The 16,685-nt window shown below is 59.1% G+C and carries 13 protein-coding genes; 5 read left to right on the top strand and 8 right to left on the bottom strand.

Translation table 11 applies throughout. The annotated features are described in order from the left end of the window. Positions 1 to 36: 36 nt before the first annotated feature. The 5 genes from Thiofri_RS18005 to Thiofri_RS18025 all read right to left on the bottom strand — a co-directional run bounded on the left by Thiofri_RS18005 (position 37) and on the right by Thiofri_RS18025 (position 6,868). Positions 37 to 1,158 (bottom strand): DegT/DnrJ/EryC1/StrS family aminotransferase, encoded by a 1,122-nt coding sequence (locus Thiofri_RS18005; RefSeq protein ID WP_009147496.1) that lies wholly within the window; start codon positions 1,156 to 1,158, stop codon positions 37 to 39. 79 nt (positions 1,159 to 1,237) lie between these two features. After that, positions 1,238 to 2,602: a 23S rRNA (uracil(1939)-C(5))-methyltransferase RlmD gene (gene rlmD / locus Thiofri_RS18010; protein ID WP_009147495.1), complete on the bottom strand. Its 1,365-nt coding sequence runs from the start codon at positions 2,600 to 2,602 to the stop codon at positions 1,238 to 1,240. Positions 2,603 to 2,646: 44 nt separating this feature from the next. Beyond that, positions 2,647 to 3,537 carry a cysteine synthase CysM gene (cysM, locus tag Thiofri_RS18015; RefSeq protein WP_009147494.1) on the bottom strand — a complete coding sequence of 297 codons (891 nt, stop codon included), beginning with the start codon at positions 3,535 to 3,537 and terminating at the stop codon, positions 2,647 to 2,649. 60 nt (positions 3,538 to 3,597) lie between these two features. Further along, complete coding sequence (locus Thiofri_RS18020; RefSeq protein WP_009147493.1) at positions 3,598 to 4,107, bottom strand: DUF4160 domain-containing protein; 510 nt, start codon at positions 4,105 to 4,107, stop codon at positions 3,598 to 3,600. A gap of 82 nt (positions 4,108 to 4,189) precedes the next feature. Then, the gene (locus Thiofri_RS18025; RefSeq protein ID WP_009147492.1) at positions 4,190 to 6,868 is read right to left on the bottom strand and encodes a bifunctional acetate--CoA ligase family protein/GNAT family N-acetyltransferase; all 2,679 of its coding nucleotides are present in this window, start codon (positions 6,866 to 6,868) and stop codon (positions 4,190 to 4,192) included. Positions 6,869 to 7,013: 145 nt separating this feature from the next. Between Thiofri_RS18025 and Thiofri_RS18030 the strand changes: the two genes are divergently transcribed. The 3 genes from Thiofri_RS18030 to Thiofri_RS18040 all read left to right on the top strand — a co-directional run bounded on the left by Thiofri_RS18030 (position 7,014) and on the right by Thiofri_RS18040 (position 8,669). Continuing rightward, complete coding sequence (locus Thiofri_RS18030) at positions 7,014 to 7,946, top strand: histone deacetylase family protein (protein WP_009147491.1); 933 nt, start codon at positions 7,014 to 7,016, stop codon at positions 7,944 to 7,946. A 94-nt stretch (positions 7,947 to 8,040) separates the two neighbouring features. After that, a complete protein-coding gene (locus Thiofri_RS18035) occupies positions 8,041 to 8,274 on the top strand; it encodes a ribbon-helix-helix domain-containing protein (protein ID WP_009147490.1) in 234 nt (77 codons plus the stop codon). 23 nt (positions 8,275 to 8,297) lie between these two features. Beyond that, positions 8,298 to 8,669, top strand: coding sequence for a PIN domain-containing protein (locus Thiofri_RS18040; RefSeq protein ID WP_201068486.1), 372 nt, complete (start codon positions 8,298 to 8,300; stop codon positions 8,667 to 8,669). 260 nt (positions 8,670 to 8,929) lie between these two features. On the opposite strand, the gene Thiofri_RS18045 is transcribed toward Thiofri_RS18040, so the two are convergent. The 3 genes from Thiofri_RS18045 to Thiofri_RS18055 form a co-directional block, all read right to left on the bottom strand. Then, positions 8,930 to 10,345 (bottom strand): integron integrase, encoded by a 1,416-nt coding sequence (locus tag Thiofri_RS18045; protein WP_009147488.1) that lies wholly within the window; start codon positions 10,343 to 10,345, stop codon positions 8,930 to 8,932. Between the two features lie 164 nt (positions 10,346 to 10,509). Continuing rightward, positions 10,510 to 10,749 carry a hypothetical protein gene (locus tag Thiofri_RS18050; RefSeq protein WP_009147487.1) on the bottom strand — a complete coding sequence of 80 codons (240 nt, stop codon included), beginning with the start codon at positions 10,747 to 10,749 and terminating at the stop codon, positions 10,510 to 10,512. An 895-nt stretch (positions 10,750 to 11,644) separates the two neighbouring features. Beyond that, positions 11,645 to 12,004 carry a hypothetical protein gene (locus tag Thiofri_RS18055; protein WP_143741797.1) on the bottom strand — a complete coding sequence of 120 codons (360 nt, stop codon included), beginning with the start codon at positions 12,002 to 12,004 and terminating at the stop codon, positions 11,645 to 11,647. Between the two features lie 791 nt (positions 12,005 to 12,795). Here Thiofri_RS18055 and ltrA (Thiofri_RS18060) point away from each other — a divergent pair. Beyond that, the gene (gene ltrA, locus Thiofri_RS18060) at positions 12,796 to 14,070 is read left to right on the top strand and encodes a group II intron reverse transcriptase/maturase (RefSeq protein WP_009147486.1); all 1,275 of its coding nucleotides are present in this window, start codon (positions 12,796 to 12,798) and stop codon (positions 14,068 to 14,070) included. Positions 14,071 to 15,193: 1,123 nt separating this feature from the next. Next, positions 15,194 to 16,468: a group II intron reverse transcriptase/maturase gene (gene ltrA / locus Thiofri_RS18065; RefSeq protein ID WP_009147486.1), complete on the top strand. Its 1,275-nt coding sequence runs from the start codon at positions 15,194 to 15,196 to the stop codon at positions 16,466 to 16,468. Positions 16,469 to 16,685: the final 217 nt, after the last annotated feature.

The following is a 16,685-nucleotide window of genomic DNA, read 5'->3' on the forward strand; positions in this document are numbered from 1 at the left end:
GTCCAGAAGTAGAAATAGCGAAAAAGGTCTGCCTGCTTAGCGACAGGCGGCAAGGACGCTCGCGATGATGCGGTCCTGATCCTGCTCCCCAAGGTAAGGGTGCATTGGCAGGCTCAAAACGCGGCGCGAGACTCTGCGCGATACCGAGAGATCCTGGGTCACCGGGTAACTCGCGAACGCCGGCTGCTCGTTGAGCGGAATCGGGTAATGCACGGCGGTTGGAATCCCTTGGGCGCTCAGCGTCTCAATCACCGCATCCCGGTCATCGACTTGCAGGGTATATTGCGCATACACCGACCGCTGATCCTCAGGAACAAAAGGAACCAGCAGCCCCTGTTCAGCATCACGGCTCGACGCAGCGCCTCCCGCGATCAGGCCCTGGGTATAGCGCTGTCCAATGGCTGTGCGACGTTCGACCTCCTCGCCAAAGCCATCAAGCTTGGCCAGAAGAATCGCCGCCTGCATGGTATCGAGTCGGCCATTCAACCCCAGCCGTGCATGATGGTAGCGCCGATCTTGCCCGTGATTGCGTATCTCGCGCAAGACGCTGGCTAGCTCGGCGTCGTCGGTAAAACAAGCCCCGCCATCGCCATAACAACCCAAGGGCTTGGAGGGAAAGAAAGAGGTACAGCCAATCTCGCTCAAGCCGCAGGAAAGCCGTCCGCGACTGGCGGCACCAAAACTCTGGGCACCGTCCTCAATCACCGCTACTCCCGCATCGCGCGCAATGCCGCGCACCTCATCAACCGCAAAGCATTGGCCATAAAGCGACACCGGCATAATGGCGCGGGTGCGCTCGCTGATCGCCGCCGTGATCGCCCCTGGGGCAATGTTATAGGACACCGGATCAATATCGACAAACACCGGAACCGCGCCAAGGAGCGCAATGGTCTCGGCCGTCGCCACGAAAGTAAATGGCGTGGTGATGACCTCATCCCCAGGCCCAATGCCCAGCGCCATCATGGCCGCAAGCAATGCATCGGTTCCACTTGATACCGATACGCAATGCGCAACGCCAACAAAGTCCGCAAGCCGCTGTTCCAGCTCCAGCACTTCTGGCCCCATCACGAACTGACCATGCTCGAGCACTCGCTGAATTCCGCGATTGATCGGCTCATGAAGGCGTTCGTACTGGGTTTTGAGGTCAACAAAATTCATCGTTTATACAGCCTCGGCAAACAGAAAAACTCGCATTGTTTTAGCAGATCAGTCACCTGTGGTGGCAGCTGGCAAAGGCTCACGCCAAGGTGCCCCTCTTGCTTCGCTCAAACACCGCCAAAGACTCAACATGGGCCGTGTGCGGAAACATATCCATCACACCGGCAGCCTCAAGGCGAAAGCCATGATTGGCCACCAGATAACCAGCGTCGCGCGCGAGGGTTCCAGGATAGCAGGACACATAGACCAGGCGCCGGATGCCGGTTGCTGCCAGCGCGTCGAGCACCTGCAAGGCGCCGCTGCGGGGCGGATCGATGAGTGCTAGGTCGAAGGATTGCCGCGACCAGTCCCAAGGCCCAGCCGCGTCCTGATCCGGCGTTTCGCTATAAAGATCAGCGCGCTCAAAGCGCACGCGGCTGTCATCGAGCCCATTGCGCCCGGCATTGGCGCGCGCGCGCTCGACCAAGCCGGCATCGCCCTCAACCCCGAGAACCAAGCCGGCACGGCGGGCGATGGGCAGGGTGAAATTGCCAAGGCCGCAGAACAGATCCAGTACCCGATCACCGGGGCCAGGGTCGAGTTGTTCGAGCGCGCGCGCAACCAACAGGCGGTTCAGTTCCAGATTGACCTGGGTGAAGTCGTTGGGCTCGAACGCCAGGGTGACATCCTGCGCCGGCAAGGCATAGCTCAACTCCGCCTGCTGCCCGGGCAGGGGCGCAACCGTCTCGATGCCGCCAGGCTGGAGATAGACATGCAAACCAGTGCGGGCGGCGAAGGCTTGCAGCAGGTCGATATCGCCCGGCGTCGGTGGCTCGAGCACGCGAAAGATCAGCACCACCGGGCCGTCGCCCTGGGCCATTTCGATCTGCGCGATCCGCTCGCGGATGCTTAAGCTCCCGATCAGCTCGGCGAGTTCGGTCAGGCGCTCGCCGACCGCCGGGTGCAACACCTCGCAGCGCGCGAGATCGGCGACGAAGGACGAGCGCCGTTCGCGAAAGCCGACCAGCACCCGGCCCTTTTTGGCGACATAGCGCACGCCAAGCCGCGCCTTGCGCCGGTAGCCCCAATGCTCGGCCACCAGCTGCGGCAGCCAAGTCTCGGGCCGCACCTTACCGATGCGCTCCAGGGCTGCGGCGAGAACCTCCTGCTTCATGCCGATCTGCGCGGCCGGATCGAGATGCTGCAGGGCGCAGCCGCCGCAAAGCCCGAAGTGGGCGCAGCGCGGAGTGACGCGGTCTGGCGATGCGCTGAGCACCTCGACCACCTCGCCCTCGTCATGGCGCCGTTGCCGGCGCGTTAGCCGAAAGCGCACCCGCTCACCGGCCAGGGCGCCCTGCACAAACACGGCCTTGCCGTCGACATGGGCGACACCGCGACCGTCGTGACTCAGGTCGCCAATCTCGGCCTCAATGGGCTCCTGGGGAAGCGGTTTTTTCTTGCTCAAATGTGGCTCTCTTTGATGGCCCGCGCGCTCAGAATCGGCGCGTCTCAGGCTGGAAACACGCCGGTGGAGAGGTAGCGATCGCCCCGGTCGCAGACAATCACAACAATCACGGCGCCTTCCTGCTCGCGCGATAGCCGCAGCGCCGCAGCAACGGCGCCGCCGGAGGAAATGCCGGCAAAGATGCCCTCCTCCGCCGCCAGTCGGCGGGTGGTTTCCTCGGCCTCAAGCTGGCTGATGTCGATGATGCGATCCACGCGCTTGGGGTCATAGATCTTGGGCAAGTATTCTGTCGGCCAGCGGCGGATGCCGGGGATACTGGAGCCCTCTTCCGGCTGCACCCCAACGATCTGCACACTTGCGCTGCACTGCTTGAGGTAGCGGCTCACCCCCATGATGGTGCCCGTGGTGCCCATGGCACTGACGAAGTGGGTCAGTTTCCCCTGGGTATCGCGCCAGATTTCTGGGCCTGTAGTCTCGAAGTGGGCTTCCGGATTGTCCGAATTGGAGAACTGATCCAAACGCACGCCCTCCCCCTTGGCCTCCAGCTCGCGTGCCAGATCGATCGCCGCCTCCATGCTGCCATCCTTTGGCGTCAGGCGAATCTCGGCACCAAAGGCGGCCATAGACTGGCGCCGCTCGACGCTCATGTTTTCCGGCATAACCAACAGCATGCGATACCCCTTGATAGCCGCCGCCATGGCCAGCGCAATGCCAGTATTGCCACTAGTGGCTTCAATCAAGGTATCACCGGGCTTGATGGCACCGCGCTGCTCGGCACGCTGAATCATACTGAGCGCCGCGCGGTCCTTCACCGAGCCGGCCGGATTCTGGCCCTCAAGCTTGGCGAGAATGGTGTTGCTGGTCTCACCCGGCAGCCGTTGCAGCGCTACCTGCGGGGTGTTCCCGATGAGGGATTCGATGGTTGAGTAGTTCATAAAGTTTAAAAGACGCGCCAGGCGGAAAACAAATCGATCAAAAAAGCGCGGAAAACAACGTCAAGCCGCTTCCCGCGCCTCACACAACTCATAAAGCCGCATCGGCGAAAGCTCCAATCCATTCGGCCAACCCAGGGCTCCGGCGTCGATCAAAAATCGCTGAAGGTAAGACTCGGAGTGCAGTTCATCGAGCAAGGGGCCGCTGCGCGCAGCCAGATAAGCACCAACATCAAAGACGCCAAGATGCCCATCGGAAAACAGCAGCTCCAATCGACAATGGCCGAGATATCGCGCTTCAAGCAGTTTAATCACGATCTGCCCCTGAATAGGTTGAAGAGGCTCGAACCGCTGCGCGCGGTTCCAGTTATGCATCAATTCGTCCTGGTGCACCTGACACCATTCCGCCACAATCGCCGCGACTTTGCGCGGCAAACCCCCTTGACTGATGCGACCTGTGCGAATGTCGACCAATGCCTCGAATCCCTGGTATTCAACATGGATATGAGGCGGCGGATGGTCGTCATGCCACATCCGGATCACAATACCGAAGAAAACTGAAATCAGTGGCATACCAGGCTCTTCGGGTCGTGCACCACCAAAAAACTCAAGTGTCCTCCGACTGCGAAAACGCAGGCAATAAACCAATCGCCTGCTACAACACCTTCGACACCTGCTTGACACTGGGGTCAAGCCGGTCGCTTTCGATACCAAAACCGAGCGATTTGACCAGCGCCAGCATGCGGGTATTGGCCGAAAGCACCTCGCCGTCCATGATGCGCAGGCCTTTGGCACGGGCATTGGCCATCAGCGAGCGCATCAGGCGCGCGCCAATGCCGCGATTGCGCCAGGCGTCGGACACCACAATCGCGAACTCGCAGGTGTCGCCGCCGGGGCGCGACATGTAGCGGGCCACGCCAACCTCGACTTCCTGCCCCTGGTCCACCACCACGCCGATCAGCGCCATCTCGCGATCGTAGTCAATCTGGGTAAAGCGCACCAGCATCTCCGGCGTCAGCTCTTTGATCGCCTGCATAAAGCGGAAATACTTGGTCTGCTCCGACAGCCCGCGCACAAAATCCTGCTCCATCTGTGCGTCCTCGGGCCGGATCGGGCGGATGGTAAGATCCGCCCCGTCCGGCAAGGGCACCCGCTCGATCAAATGCTGCGGATAGGGGTGAATCGCCATGTGACCATACACCGGCATCTGCGGCGGGCGATAGGCGACCTGAATGCGCGCGTCCACCGCGATCACGTCAAGATCATTGCCGATCAGCGGGTTAATCTCCAACTCGATCACCTCGGCCAGCTCGCACACCATCTCCGAGACGCGTTGCAGAATGCGCGCGAGTGCCTGGCGGTTCATCGGCGGCATGTTACCGAAAGCACCCATCAGCCGCGCGACCCGGGTGTGTTCGATCATAGTCTGGACAATAAAGGCATTGAGCGGCGGCAGGCCAAGCGCGCGGTCTGCAAGCACATCCGTGTCGGTCCCGCCGGCGCCGAAGCTGATCACCGGGCCGAAAATGGGATCGCGCACTACCCGCACCATCAGCTCGCGCGCGGCGCGGCTCGGGACCATGTGCTCCACCGTCACCCCTTCGATATGCGCTTCGGGACGCAGGCTGCGCGCCCGGTCCGTCAACTCGCCATAGGCGCGACGCACGCTCTGGGCATCGGTCAGATTCAGCCGCACCCCATCGACATCGGACTTGTAGCGGATGTCGGGCGAGTTAATTTTCATCACCACCGGAAAGGACAACGCCTCGGCGGCGATCAGCGCCTCGTTGGGCGAACGGGCAAGGACTGTCTGGGTCGTTGGAATGCGAAAGGCTGCCAGAATCGCCTTGGCCTCGATGGTGCCCAGCGTTTTGCGCCCCTCGGCCATGACGCCCTCAATGATCAGGCGCGCGCCCTCAACATCGGGGGTGAGCTGTTGCGACAGCGGTCCGGGTGACTGCATCAGCAGCTTCTGGTTACGCTGCTGGCGCCCGAGAAAGGACAGCGCCTCAGCGGCAACTTCCGGCAGGTCATAGTGCGGCACGCCATGCTCGGAGAAGAGCCCATGGGCCTCGGCCACCCGGGTCCCGCCCATCCAGCAGGCCAGCACCGGCTTGCGGGTCTTGGCAGCAGCCTCGATCACCTCGCGCGCCACGGCGGTCGGGTCAACGCTGGCCAGTGGCGCCAGAATCGCCAGCACGCCATCGACATTGGTATCGGCAAGACACAGACGCAACGCGGCGCCATAGCGCGCGGCCGGAGCATCGCCGATCACGTCGATCGGGTTGCCGTGCGACCAGTGCTCGGGCAAAAGTTTTTCCAGCTCGGCGCGGGTTTCATCGCTCAGGGTCGCCAGGCTCAGCCCCAGCTCGACTGCACGATCTGCCGCCAGCACGCCCGGCCCGCCGCCATTGGTGACAATGGCCATGCGGTTGCCAGCGATGCGCCGCCCGGCACCAAACACCTGAGCGGCAGCAAAGAGTTGATCAAGCGAATCGACCTGCACCGCACCGCCGCGCTCCATCACCGCGCGAAACACTTCCGACGAACCCACCCAGGCGCCGGTATGTGACTTGACTGCACGCGACCCGGCCGGATGGCGCCCGGTCTTGACCACCACTACCGGTTTGAGCCGCGCTGCCGCGCGCAGCCCGCTCATGAAACGTCGCGCATCGCGGATGCCCTCAACATAGAGCAGAATGCTATGGGTTTGGGAATCGAGTGCCAGATAATCGAGCACATCACCAAAGTCCACATCCGCCGCCGCGCCCAGAGACACCACCGCCGAATAGCCAATGCGCCGGGGCCCTGCCCAATCGAGCATGGCAGTGCACACAGCCCCGGACTGCGACACCAGCGCAACATGCCCCGACAGTGCCTGCTCATGGCCAAAGGTGGCATTCAAGCCATGGGCAGGGCGCATGACGCCCAGGCAATTTGGCCCCAGCACCCGGATTCGATTGCGCCTTGCCGCCTCGACCAATTTCTCCTGCAAGGCCACGCCGCGCTCACCGCGCTCGGCAAAGCCAGCCGAATGCACCACGGCCGCGCGCACCCCCGCCTCGCCGCACTGATCAAGAATACCGGCCACCTTATCGGCCGGCGTGGCAATCAACGCCAGCTCGACATGCTTATCGAGCGCAGCCAGGTCGGGATAGCACCGCTCGCCCGCCACCTTTTCATATTTGGGATTGATCGGATAGCATCCCCCCTTGAAGCCGCCGGCAAGCAGGTTGCGAAACACCATGCCTGCGACCGAGCCCTCACGGTCGCTGGCGCCAAAGACCGCCACGGCACTAGGGACAAAGAGTTGATCGACATCCGATAAACGCATCTTGGTGCCCTCCCGGGCGCAGGGGCCGATCTATTTGCCCCAATAGACTAACCTGATGACATAAAGCTGCTTCAGGCGAAGGAATTTCCAAACCAATCATTTTCCAGGCGAATCAATTCGCCCGCACAGGCCGAGCACAAAAACCATGAATCTCGCCTTCATCTCTCATCCCGACTGCCTGGATCACCGCATGGGCGCGCACCATGTAGAGGTACCCGAGCGCCTGCATGCGATCACCGACCGACTGATCGCCTCCGGCATCGAAATACTGCTGACCCATTATGACGCGCCGCTCGCAGAGCGCGAAGCCCTGTTACGGGTGCATGATGCCGATTACGTCGAGATGATTTTCGCCAACGCGCCCACGGCGAGCGATGTGCTGACCTGGGTCGATGGCGATACCGCCATGAGCGCCGGCACCCTCAATGCAGCCCGCCGCGCCGCCGGCGCCGCCATGCTCGGGGTTGACCTGGTCATGACCGACAAGCACCACGCTGCCTTCTGCGCCGTGCGACCGCCCGGCCATCATGCCGAACGCCATCAGGCAATGGGCTTTTGCTTTTTTAACAATGTCGCCGTCGGCGCTGCCCATGCAATGGCCGAACATGCTCTCAAACGCATCGCTATTGTGGATTTCGACGTCCATCATGGCAATGGCACCGAGAATATCTTTGCGGGCGACGAGCGGGTGCTCTTTTGTTCAAGCTTTCAGCATCCCTTCTACCCCGGCTCCGGCGCCGACAGCAAGGCGCCCAACGTCATCAACCTACCGCTACCCGCGCGCACCGATGGCGCGGCTTTCCGCAGCGCAGTCGAGCAAAGCTGGCTACCCCGACTCGATGACTTCAAGCCCGACCTGATCATGATATCAGCGGGCTTCGACGGCCATGCCGAAGATGACATGGCGCACTTCATGCTGCGTGAGCCAGACTATGCCTGGATCACCCACGAACTGCACGACCTCGCCGCACGCTACGCGCAAGACCGGGTCGTCTCCGTACTGGAAGGCGGATACGCCCTCTCCGCCCTTGGCCGCTCAGTCGGCACCCATATCGATGAGCTGATTGGGCACGGCTAGCACTTTCGTCACACTCACGAAGATGCCCGCGCCGCGCCACCCAATGGCAGCACCATGAAGACAAGCTTATCCCCCCCTTACCAAGAGCCCTCTCATGCATCTTGATATCGAACTCGATCCCACCATCGGCGAGCGGTTGTTCGCCGTTGCCGAACAGCAGGGACAAAGCGCTTCGGCACTGATTACTCAGGCACTGCAAGCCTGGCTGGCCGAGCGCTCGGACTACTGGCCAGCGGCCGTGGCCAACTTCGAGGGCGTTGCCGACGCGCCGCGTTTCGAGGCGTTCCGCGAGGGCATGCCGCCCCCCACTGAAAATCCGCTTGCATGAGGTATTTGCTCGATACCTGCACGGTGTCCGACTTCGTCAAGGGCGAACCGACGGTGCTGGCCCGCGTGAAGGCCACGGCGCCGACGCTGATTGCGGTCTCGACGCTGACGCGCATGGAGGTGGCGTTCGGGTTGCGCCTAAAGCCGGCGCGCGCCCGTGAGCTGACGCCGGTGCTGGAGGCGTTTTTTGCCTCCATCACGACCCTACCCTTCACCTTGGCCGACGCGGAAGCCGCCGCCGCAATTCGGGCCGATCTGAAAGCCCGGGGCACGCCAATCGGCCCTTACGATGTCCTGATTGGCGCCACGGCGCTGGCGCGCGGCTTAACGATGGTCACGAGCAACGAGGTGGAATTTCGCCGGATCGTTGGGCTGCCAGTGGACAATTGGCGCTGAGCCACTCGCTCAGCGCGTCAGCACGCTCAGCAGCTACCGGTCCATACGCTCGCACAAACCGGCCAGCGCGACCGAACGCACGGTCTCGCGCATGCCAAAGCGCAGCGCGACACGCTGGTTGCGGCGCAGCCGCTAGAGGCCGCGAATGCTCCTGGCTCGCCGCTCGAAGGCGGTGCTGGCGCGGTAGAAGACGCTCGTGCGCAACCGCAGTGCGTTCGGCCACCGGCTCTCGGGAATCACCTGGCTGCGCGCATCCGCAGCTAGAGCAACCCATCCAACGGACTGCGCACCCCCTGACCGCCACGGTTCAACACATGGGTATAAATCATCGTGGTTGACACATCCGCATGCCCCAATAACTCCTGCAAGGTGCGAATGTCATAGCCGGATTCCAGCAAATGTGTCGCAAACGAATGGCGCAGACAATGGCAGTTTACCTTCTTCGTAATCCCCGCCCGTTGCGCCGCGGCCTTCACCGCCTTCTGCAAGCTATTCTCATGCACATGGTGCCGGCGCGTCTTGCCGCTGCGCGGATCAACCGACAGCCGACCACTCGGAAACACATATTGCCAAATCCACTCCTTGGGTGCATGCGGCCATTTGCGCGCTAGAGCATCCGGCAAAAACACCTCCCCATGGCCCGCGGCGAGATCCTGCTCGTGCAATGCGCGCACCTTGCGCAATTGCTCCCGCAAGGGCTCCTCCAAACGCACCGGCAGCGGCACCAACCGATCCTTCTGCCCCTTGCCATCGCGAACAAGAATCTGATGATAACTGAAGTCGATATCCTGCACTCGTAACCGCATGCACTCCATCAACCGCATCCCGGTACCGTAAAGCAAAGCCGCCATGAGATGCTGGACGCCCTCGATCCCACTTAGCAATCGTGCGACCTCCCCGCGCTCCAGCACCACCGGCAGTCGCTTCGGCCGTTTCGCGCGCGCAAAATCCCCAAGCTCCTCCAGCGACCGCCCGAGCACCTGTTTGTACAGAAACACCAGCGCATTCAATGCTTGATTCTGGGTACTCGCCGAGACATTGCCGCGCACCGCCAAGTCCTCCAGGAACGCGCGAATCCGCTCAGCGCCAACATCCGCCGGGTCCCGCTGATCGCAGAACAGAATAAAACGGCACACCCAGGCTTCATAAGACTGCTCCGTGCGAATCGAATAGTGCCGTCGCCGAATCTCCCCCACCATGCGCTCCAGCAACGGCCGATGCGCCTCCCTCACCTGGTCGAGCGCCGAGGTCGCATTCCGCTTCTCCTTTAACCGGGCACCCGATACCGGAGATTCCTCAAACGCAGGCGTCTCCCGTGCCACAGTCGGGTGATCCGCCTCCAAGGTTCGCGCCGAGGCCCGCCAAAAGTCCCAATCCACCTCCGCCGCCACCGGCGCCTTTGCAGTCACCAGCAAATTCTGTATAGCATCGACGATTTGCACAAACTGCCAGTCAGAAATTCTGTCTAGCCGCCCAGCCTGTTGCAGATAGCCGGTCACGTCATCAAGCTTATGTTGCTTCAGGCGCTTGCCCGGAAAGGCCGCAAGATAGGCTTCCGCCCGGCGTACCAGCCATCGAAGCGCATTCTCCTTGACGCCGGCTTGAACGGCTCGGGCGATGAATTGATCCCAAAACCGATCCTTGGCCGTTGGTCCTGTTGCTTGAGGTTTCGGCATGTGCTAACGTCGATCTCACAGGCAGAGAGTGTGGATTTCGTCTAGCGCCGGTCGAACGGTTCGCCTTGGTTCTCCGGGCTAGATGGAATCTATGCTAACGGGGCTAGACGGATTCTGTCTAGCACACCTGACCAACTTTCTGTCTAGTTAACTGTTAGGCGGAATCAGATAAACGCCTTCCATTCGGATCCGTCGTGGTCAAAGCGATATTTTGTGTCAGGTTGACCGCCGGAAAACGTGTCAATTTTGTCAACATCCGGGTATAGATATTGAGCAATCTTTATTGCACCACCCATGTCGCAACAATTCATGTCAGGCAAATCTAAAGCGAGGTGACGGTCGCCAACAACACGCCAGGATTGCCAGCGACATTGCAAATCTTTGTTCCAACAATCGTTACTCATAATTCTCTCCGGTTAAAAATTAACCTAACGATTGCATCCAGCCGACGCGCCAATAGCGCGCGGCTGATGCGGGGCGTTAGGCATGAACATTTAGCATCGCGCTGGCCCATAACTGAATCGCGTCATGTTCCGAATCGATAACTGGGCAATTCGTTTTTGATTAGGCCAGAATCGTTTTGGAAAGCAAAACTGATTTTGATAACGAACCTGGATCGCAACATAACGCATATCGCAATCATGGCGCGTATGTTGGTAATATCGTGATCGATTCATCATTGTGATGTAGTCGCGCTGTTGTGATGTCATTGTGATCCTCTCGATAAAACAAGCCTAACCCTAGCATCCAGCCGACGCGCGAATAGCGCGCGGCTGATGCGGGGCGTTAGGCTGACAAAGCTTTAGCCGCATAGCGCGCCGCTGATTGGTATTCACGGATAAAATCGAAACGCGCTCTGTGCAAGTCATCTTCAGTAAGCCATTTTCCGCACCGAATACAGCGCTGCCGCTGAGGGAAAGTCCAGTTGAAATACAATTCAGGCGGGCGTACTTTATGCTCGCATTGATCATTCATGTTTATCTCCAAAATTAGCCTAACGAGGTGCTGCACCGGACGCCGGAATACGGCGCCGGTGAGCCGGGCGTTAGGTGGAACCGCCGTCAGCCAAAGGTAATGTGCCGTCGTGGACATATTCAGCAGCACGATGCAAGCCAACCATATTCAAGATTTGCATCGCAGGGTGGGCAAAAAGATTGTGAACAAACCAGCTTCTAAACATGAAACCCCCTAACAAGTTGCTCAAGGCGACGCCAAACCGCGCTTTGAGCTTGGGTTAAAAGATCGGGCTTTGTGCCCAGCGCGGTTTGGCGCGCCTTAGCTTGTCGTTAGGCGGAAAAATCACCTGCGGCAACTTTTGCATTGAATGTTTACATCTGTGTGAGATAACGGATTGCATCCGTCATCAAAAAACACTGTGCCGCAAATTGACGAAGTGCAGCCCTTGCGAAAGAAATGGGCTTTACCCATGCTTTCGTATTTGTACCATCCTGACTTTGGCACACGGTTGCGCTGATAGATTCCATACGGGTTTTTCGCATCATCTGGAGCGTTTATCCCAATATTCCATCCTTCATCATAAGCAATGCAAAGTTCAAGTTCCGTTCCAGGGTCATAAATCACAACGGGGTCTTTTCTGTTATGCCCGTGATACCAACCTTCTTTTTTTGCAAGCCTGACTCGCTCTTGTTTTCTTTTCATTTGATCCACCAAACAAAACCGCCTAACAAGCCGCTGCATCCGATCCAGGTTTCGCTCTCGCTCAACCTGGCCGGCTGAGCTTGGGCGTTAGTGCGCCAAGCGAAGCTTGGCGCTTCTTGCCGGGTGAAAGTCCCGGTCGGGTAAGGGCTAGCCACCCACCCGTATCGCGTGTTGCGCCTCTGGCGGATAGCGACGCACTGGTCAGGAGACTGGTGCTATCGTGAACAAAAGAGGTGAAGCGTACATAGAGAAACTTGTAGGCCAGAGGGGTGTACGCACCACCCTGAAGCGATTTCAGCCTCGTTAAAAGCATTAAAGCAGACGGCGACAGGGTTAACGACCTGGAAGCCAACACAGAGGACTCAATAGAACGACGATGGGCAAGATATTGTGGCACTGCCGGGAAACCAGGCAGCAAACAGAGAAAACAAACGTTGCCCTAAGGTCGTTCACGGCGAGAGTCCCGAGGGTCTGTCGGGGTCCGAGCGCCTGGCATGCAAGCACAGAAGCGTCGAGAACTTGGGAGACCCCATCAGCTCCCGGCGGGAGAGGTAAGGCATGCGGTTATTGAGACACACAGGGGGAAACCCCGAAACGGAATTAGACCGAAGCCTAGAGCCGACCGACCGGGGAAGCGCAACTGACCGAGAAGGAAGGTTCGCCGGAAGCGGATGGGGAGTCAGACCGACTCATAGTACTCCGAGCGCGGGAGAGCCGCGTACATGGGAAAGGGGTCGGCGAAGTGATGCAGCCAACAAAGGACACTTCACCCAGACACGACGGGCTGGACCATGAAGCAAACCTCCCTGTTGGGAATAGCGAAAAAGGCGGCATCGGACAAGGCCCATCGATTCCGCAACCTCTTTGGCCTGCTCAACGTCAGCTATCTTCTGGCCTGTTGGCGGCTGATTAACAAAGGTGCGGCCAGCGGTGTCGACCGACTGGATGCCCGCGCCTATGAAGCCAACCTTCAGGACAATGTAGAAGCACTGGCGGCGGCGGTCAAAGGGGGATGGTATCGGGCCAAGCTGGTACTGAGAAGATACATCCCCAAGCTCAACGGAAAGTTGAGGCCATTGGGGATTCCGGCCATCGCGGACAAAGTGCTCCAGATGGGGGTTACCAAGATACTGGAAGAGATTTATGAGCAGGACTTTCTGGACTGTAGCTATGGTTACCGACCTCGGGTTGGTGCCCTGGATGCAGTGCGAGACCTGAGCGCCGAGCTGCGAAGCGGGCGTTATCACTTCCTGGTCGAGGCGGATATTCGCGCATTCTTTGATCGAATCGATCACGATACACTGATCGAACTGTTGCAGCGACGGATAGACGATGAACCCTTTTTGCGGCTGATTCGCAAGTGGTTAAAGGCCGGCGTTTTGGAGCCAGATGGCGCGGTTCAGCATCCCAAGACAGGCTCGCCCCAGGGCGGGATCATCTCCCCGATGCTTGCGAATATCTATCTCCACTACGCGCTAGATGAGTGGTTTGAGAACACGGTCAAGACACATTGCAAAGGGAAAGCGTACCTCTGTCGGTATGCCGACGATTTTGTGTGCGCGTTTGAATGTGAGTTCGACGCCCAGCGCTTTTATCGGGTGCTTGGGTTGCGGATGGAGCGGTTCGGGCTGGAAGTCGCGCAAGAGAAAACGCAGTTGCTGCGGTTCTCGCGTCAGGACTGGACGCGTAACGGCACCTTTGAGTTTCTCGGATTCGAGTTTCGCTGGGGACGAGGGCGTTGGGGAAAACCCGCGCTCAAACGGCGCACGGCACGGAAGAAATACCGCGCCTCCCTGGCCAGTTTTCGAGACTGGTGTCGGGCACACTGCCGGATGCACAAGGACAAGTTCTTCGCGGCTCTCAATGCGAAGCTGCGCGGGTACTACAATTACTACGGTATCCGAGGCAACTCCGACAGCCTGGGTGACTTTTTCTACCATGTCACACGCATGCTCTACCGGGAGCTGAATCGCCGCAGTCAGCGGCGCAGTTACAACTGGAAGGGCTTTGCCGAACTGATCAAGGTGTTCAAGCTTGAGCGACCACGAATCTGCCACAGCTTCTGAGTATTCTGCAATGTTGCCGCGTGCGAAGCGAATCATTTCGAGGAGCCCGGTGCGGTAGTTCCGCACGCCGGGATCTGTACGGGGGCGGCCGGGTAACTGGCCGTCCTACCGTGATGGTGTAATCAATCGGAACTTTCTTTGTAAACACATCCGCAACATCCTTGGCGACGGTCCTGTGATGAACATCATCCTCGTCGGCTATCTCGCGAAATGACTTACCAAGAACGCAATATCTGTAAGCTCTTTCTTTTTTAAGATCAGATGCAGTACTCAAACCGCAAAGCCGTGAGAACTCGTCTTCTGTCAGTCGTTTGTATACAGGCATGAATCACCTAACAAGCTGCTCCAGCCGACCCCGCGCGTCGGCTTGTTTTGTTTTCCTTCAGCACCGTACCAGCGCGGGTCGGCTGAGCTTGTCGTTAGTGCGCCAAGCGAAGCTTGGCGCTTCTTGCCGGGTGAAAGTCCCGGTCGGGTAAGGGCTAGCCACCCACCCGTATCGCGTGTTGCGCCTCTGGCGGATAGCGACGCACTGGTCAGGAGACTGGTGCTATCGTGAACAAAAGAGGTGAAGCGTACATAGAGAAACTTGTAGGCCAGAGGGGTGTACGCACCACCCTGAAGCGATTTCAGCCTCGTTAAAAGCATTAAAGCAGACGGCGACAGGGTTAACGACCTGGAAGCCAACACAGAGGACTCAATAGAACGACGATGGGCAAGATATTGTGGCACTGCCGGGAAACCAGGCAGCAAACAGAGAAAACAAACGTTGCCCTAAGGTCGTTCACGGCGAGAGTCCCGAGGGTCTGTCGGGGTCCGAGCGCCTGGCATGCAAGCACAGAAGCGTCGAGAACTTGGGAGACCCCATCAGCTCCCGGCGGGAGAGGTAAGGCATGCGGTTATTGAGACACACAGGGGGAAACCCCGAAACGGAATTAGACCGAAGCCTAGAGCCGACCGACCGGGGAAGCGCAACTGACCGAGAAGGAAGGTTCGCCGGAAGCGGATGGGGAGTCAGACCGACTCATAGTACTCCGAGCGCGGGAGAGCCGCGTACATGGGAAAGGGGTCGGCGAAGTGATGCAGCCAACAAAGGACACTTCACCCAGACACGACGGGCTGGACCATGAAGCAAACCTCCCTGTTGGGAATAGCGAAAAAGGCGGCATCGGACAAGGCCCATCGATTCCGCAACCTCTTTGGCCTGCTCAACGTCAGCTATCTTCTGGCCTGTTGGCGGCTGATTAACAAAGGTGCGGCCAGCGGTGTCGACCGACTGGATGCCCGCGCCTATGAAGCCAACCTTCAGGACAATGTAGAAGCACTGGCGGCGGCGGTCAAAGGGGGATGGTATCGGGCCAAGCTGGTACTGAGAAGATACATCCCCAAGCTCAACGGAAAGTTGAGGCCATTGGGGATTCCGGCCATCGCGGACAAAGTGCTCCAGATGGGGGTTACCAAGATACTGGAAGAGATTTATGAGCAGGACTTTCTGGACTGTAGCTATGGTTACCGACCTCGGGTTGGTGCCCTGGATGCAGTGCGAGACCTGAGCGCCGAGCTGCGAAGCGGGCGTTATCACTTCCTGGTCGAGGCGGATATTCGCGCATTCTTTGATCGAATCGATCACGATACACTGATCGAACTGTTGCAGCGACGGATAGACGATGAACCCTTTTTGCGGCTGATTCGCAAGTGGTTAAAGGCCGGCGTTTTGGAGCCAGATGGCGCGGTTCAGCATCCCAAGACAGGCTCGCCCCAGGGCGGGATCATCTCCCCGATGCTTGCGAATATCTATCTCCACTACGCGCTAGATGAGTGGTTTGAGAACACGGTCAAGACACATTGCAAAGGGAAAGCGTACCTCTGTCGGTATGCCGACGATTTTGTGTGCGCGTTTGAATGTGAGTTCGACGCCCAGCGCTTTTATCGGGTGCTTGGGTTGCGGATGGAGCGGTTCGGGCTGGAAGTCGCGCAAGAGAAAACGCAGTTGCTGCGGTTCTCGCGTCAGGACTGGACGCGTAACGGCACCTTTGAGTTTCTCGGATTCGAGTTTCGCTGGGGACGAGGGCGTTGGGGAAAACCCGCGCTCAAACGGCGCACGGCACGGAAGAAATACCGCGCCTCCCTGGCCAGTTTTCGAGACTGGTGTCGGGCACACTGCCGGATGCACAAGGACAAGTTCTTCGCGGCTCTCAATGCGAAGCTGCGCGGGTACTACAATTACTACGGTATCCGAGGCAACTCCGACAGCCTGGGTGACTTTTTCTACCATGTCACACGCATGCTCTACCGGGAGCTGAATCGCCGCAGTCAGCGGCGCAGTTACAACTGGAAGGGCTTTGCCGAACTGATCAAGGTGTTCAAGCTTGAGCGACCACGAATCTGCCACAGCTTCTGAGTATTCTGCAATGTTGCCGCGTGCGAAGCGAATCATTTCGAGGAGCCCGGTGCGGTAGTTCCGCACGCCGGGATCTGTACGGGGGCGGCCGGGTAACTGGCCGTCCTACCGTGATGCGCATCTAAATTTTAAGCCATGGGGGTTTTAAAGGATAGATGCCGTAAACGATGAGTGAGGTGAGATTTTATGGCTGCACCACGTCTTAGAAGAGTTTCTT

It is taken from the genome of Thiorhodovibrio frisius (assembly GCF_033954835.1).
Classification (GTDB): Bacteria; Pseudomonadota; Gammaproteobacteria; order Chromatiales; family Chromatiaceae; genus Thiorhodovibrio; species Thiorhodovibrio frisius.